Raw genomic sequence first — 4,041 nt, 5'->3', positions numbered from 1 at the left:
GAAGAGTACCGCGCCTATGCACAGAAATTTGGCTGTCAATAAGCAAAAAATCCGGCTATTCGTGAGAAATAGCCGGATTTTTTCTTAGTTTTGCTCTTTTTTGCGATTGACAAGTACAATACCGACGCATACTAACAGCAGTGACAGGATATTGCGCATGGTAAATACCGTTTCGCCGAGCACCACACCAGACATCAGCGAACCAAACACCGGTACCAAGAAATTGTACACGGAGACCTTTCCCACCGGATAGCGTTTGAGCAGCCAAGTCCAAATGGTAAACGCCGCGGCAGAAAGAAAAATCAAATAGCCGAGCAGGCAAAACGCCTGCGGAGAAACCGTCTGAAAATGTCCGCCGCCAACAATGCCCGCCAGCAATAATACTGCGCCGCCAATCGTCAGCTGCCAGCCCGTGACAACCATGGGAGACTGTCCTTTAGCGGCAAATTTACTGATAACCGCACCGCTGCCAGAAGCTGCCGCCGCGATAAACATAAAGCCCTCACCGGTCAGCGAGATACCGCCGCCCAAACCATCTAACGAGCTGAGCGTAATCAGCAGTACGCCGACAAAGCCCAAGATGCAGCCTACACTTTTTGTCGTGTTCAGACGATCATCCGCAAACAAAAAGTGCGAGATGCCAACAGCAAAAAACGTTGCCATGGCGGAAATCACAGAGCCTTTGACACCCGTTGTGTGCGACAAACCAATGTAAAAAAACACATACTGCACGGTTGTCTGCACAAGTCCCAGCAGCAAAATGCCCGGCCACTGCTGTTTGGTCGGAACAACCAATTTCCGGCTCGTAATCACGGAAATAATCAATACAGCAACACCCGCCAGCATAAACCGCCAGCCGGCAAAAAACAATTTACACGCCGCCTCATCGCCAATACCAAACAGCGCATAGCCCGACTTCACCGCCGGAAAAGCACTGCCCCACAGCAGCGTACAAATCAGCGCAGGCAGCGTCAAACCAATCCAAGTTTTTTGTTTCATCACTTGACCTCTTTTTCTAAAATGTCCATTTTCCATCCTACTCCACTCCCAGCATAAATACAAGAGCGATTGGCTCAAATTTTTGTTAAGTTCTTGACGAATGCGACAGATACTGATACAATAGGTTAGATATAAGTGGTTTTTGTATGTTTTGAACAATTTTTTGTTTCATTCTGAGTATCATTGACAAACGGAGGACTTTGTTACATGGATTATCAGGCACTATATAATAGTAAGCTGACAACTGCCGCAGAGGCAGCAAAGGTCGTCAAGAGTGGCGACTGGGTAGATTATGGCTGGTGCACCGGCACACCGGTAGAGCTGGACAAGGCACTGGCTGCTCGCGCAGAGGAACTGGTAGACGTCAACATTCGCGGCGGCGTTTTGCTGGAGCCGCTGGCCATTGCACAGGTTCCGGATGCGAAGAAGCATTTCTCTTGGAATTCTTGGCACATGAGCGGCATTGAGCGCCACATGATTAACGATGGTATTGCGTTCTATTCCCCGCTGCGCTATTCCGAGCTGCCGCGTTGGTATCGCGAAAGCATCTGTCCGCCGGATGTTGTCATGATTCAGGTCGCACCGATGGACAAGCACGGCTACTTTAACTTTGGTCCGAACGCATCGCATCTGGCTGCTGTCTGCGAGACCGGCAAAAAAGTCATCGTAGAAGTCAACAAGAACATGCCGCGCTGCTTGGGCGGTTTTGAAGAAGGCGTGCACATCACCAATGTAGACATGATCGTTGAGGGCAACAACCCGCCGATTCGTCAGATGGGCAGCGGCGGTGCTCCGTCTGAAATTGACGAGACCGTAGCGAAGCTGATTGTAGAGGAAATCCCGAACGGCGCTTGCTTGCAGCTGGGCATCGGCGGTATGCCGAATGCTGTCGGCTCTCTGATTGCGCAGTCGGATCTGAAGGATCTGGGTGTTCACACCGAGATGTATGTCGACGGCTTTGTAGACATGGCTGCCGCTGGCAAGCTGTCTTGTGCAAAGAAGAACATTGACAAGGGTCGTCAGGTATTTGCTTTCGGTGCAGGTACCCAGAAGATGTATGACTACATGGATGACAATCCGGCTCTGATGAGCGCACCGGTTGGCTACACCAACGATACACGCGTTATCGCGCAGATTGACAACTTTATTTCGATTAACAACGCCGTTGACCTCGACTTGACCGGTCAGATCAACGCAGAGTCCGCAGGCACCAAGCATATCAGCGGCGCAGGCGGTCAGCTGGACTTCGTACTCGGTGCTTATCTGTCCAACGGCGGCAAGAGCTTTATCTGCTGCTCTTCCACCTTCACCACGCGCAGCGGCGAGCTGAAGAGCCGTATTCTGCCGACACTGAATCCGGGCTCTACCGTTACGGATACTCGCACCAACACGCATTACCTTGTTACCGAATACGGCAAGGTTTGCCTGAAGGGTCTGTCCACTTGGGAGCGCGCAGAGGCAATTATCTCTGTTGCTCATCCGCAGTTCCGCGAGGAGCTGATTAAGGAAGCAGAAAAGCTCAAGATTTGGAGATCTTCCAACCGCAGATAATGTTTCTGTATACAAACAGCAAAGCCGATGGCAATCGCCATCGGCTTTTTCTTCTCTCTTTTTTCAAGCAAGCGAAAAGCCCGTTCCACTCTCCATTGGAACAGGCCTTTCTTTTACAACAAAGTACCGTCTCACATGATTTCCTTCTACAGCTTACCACGTGCAAATTTCGGATCTGAATACCCGAATGACACATATCCAATGCCGAGATACATCGTTCAGAATCTTGTATGTGATCTTTCCCCTTATCACACACAGCATATGTTCTGTCCGTTGTTGGAAATTGTACTTTATACATTTATTATAATATCAACTGGTAAATTGTCAATAGTCTTTTGACAATTTGCACAACGGTTTTGACATTTTTTAGCGACTTCTTTACATCTCAGCAAGCACAACGTGATTTTCCCGCAGAGACTGCTGCACATCAATCAGACGCTGATTCCTGCTTCCTCGAAATCGCAGAGTCATATCCTTCTGCGACTCGATAAATCGTCCGTCAACCAGAACATCACACTGCGCCAGCAAGCGTTCTATTGCCGCATCCTGCTTGTCGCGCAGCTGCTCCCATGTATAGCCGGTATACGCCATAATATGCTTGCCATGACGCTTTAGCTCTTGTGCCAACTCTGCGAGCGGCTCCGGCTGACAAAACGGTTCTCCGCCGGACAGCGTCACGCCGGATACCAAGGGATTTTCCATGATGTCCTCATACAGCCGCGACAATGGCACCTGTTCTCCACCGGAGAAATCATGCGTCTGCGGATTATGACATCCCGGACAATGATGCGGACATCCCTGTGTAAAGATAACAAAGCGGATGCCGGGGCCATCCACGATTGATTCGTCAATGACTCCGGCAACGCGAAGAAGTTCATCCTTCATCTTGCTCAGGCACTCTTTCGGTCGGATGCCGCGCGGCGCACATCATGCTTGACACGATCATGTTCTTCTGCTCGCTTGGCGTCGTTAAAACGGTCGAGCGTGCCAACCAAATAACCGGTGATGCGGCGAATGCGCTCAAAGCCAACGCCCTCTCCTACCATGGCTTCGCCCTTCTCATTGTATGTTACATGGTTCAGTTCGTTCATTTTCGTGTCCTCCTATATCTCATGCAGCGGGTTCGGCTGACGGTCTCTCTCTTCGTTGAGATCTCCGTGATAGCCAATCGTATCGCTGTTGTAATTCTTATATACACCGAGCTGCCGCAGCTTTTCAATGCTGACAGCTTCGCCCTCACGGCGTCCGCAGCGCGGGCACACCTCGTCAATAATACCTGTGTAGCCGCAAATCGGGTCACGGTCTACCGGATGGTTGATGGAGCCGTATCCGATGCCGCATTCCTTCATGTACCGGACAACCGCTTCAAATGCCTCCAGATTCTGTGTCGGATCGCCATCCAGCTCTACATAGCTGAAATGTCCGCCATTGGTCAGCGCATGATACGGCGCTTCCAAGCGAATCTTATTAAATGCGCTGATCGGATAATAT

Annotated in this window: 4 protein-coding genes and 1 pseudogene; 1 reads left to right on the top strand and 4 read right to left on the bottom strand. The window is 50.4% G+C overall.

Annotated features, from left to right (window positions below; all coding sequences use genetic code 11):
- Positions 1–84: 84 nt before the first annotated feature.
- Positions 85–999, bottom strand: coding sequence for a DMT family transporter (locus ACR0P9_RS08600; protein ID WP_432619223.1), 915 nt, complete (start codon positions 997–999; stop codon positions 85–87).
- Positions 1,000–1,206: 207 nt separating this feature from the next.
- On the opposite strand from ACR0P9_RS08600, the gene ACR0P9_RS08595 reads away from it, so the two are divergent.
- Entirely contained in the window at positions 1,207–2,550 is a 1,344-nt protein-coding gene (locus ACR0P9_RS08595; protein WP_432619221.1) for a butyryl-CoA:acetate CoA-transferase, read from the top strand.
- Positions 2,551–2,928: 378 nt separating this feature from the next.
- Here the strand turns inward: ACR0P9_RS08595 and nrdG are convergent, their stop codons facing one another.
- The 3 genes and pseudogenes from nrdG to nrdD (ACR0P9_RS08580) form a co-directional block, all read right to left on the bottom strand.
- Positions 2,929–3,435, bottom strand: coding sequence for an anaerobic ribonucleoside-triphosphate reductase activating protein (nrdG, locus tag ACR0P9_RS08590; RefSeq protein ID WP_432619219.1), 507 nt, complete (start codon positions 3,433–3,435; stop codon positions 2,929–2,931).
- Positions 3,436–3,440: 5 nt separating this feature from the next.
- Positions 3,441–3,590: pseudogene (gene nrdD, locus ACR0P9_RS08585) on the bottom strand (anaerobic ribonucleoside-triphosphate reductase); the annotation flags it as partial.
- Positions 3,591–3,653: 63 nt separating this feature from the next.
- Positions 3,654–4,041: anaerobic ribonucleoside-triphosphate reductase (gene nrdD, locus ACR0P9_RS08580; protein WP_432619217.1), on the bottom strand; the 388-nt coding region annotated here is incomplete at its 5' end.

This window comes from Butyricicoccus sp., from assembly GCF_050872565.1.
Lineage (GTDB): Bacteria > Bacillota > Clostridia > Oscillospirales > Butyricicoccaceae > Butyricicoccus_A.
The sequence above is the reverse complement of the archived record's forward strand: the minus strand, read 5'-3'. Positions and strand labels throughout refer to the sequence as shown.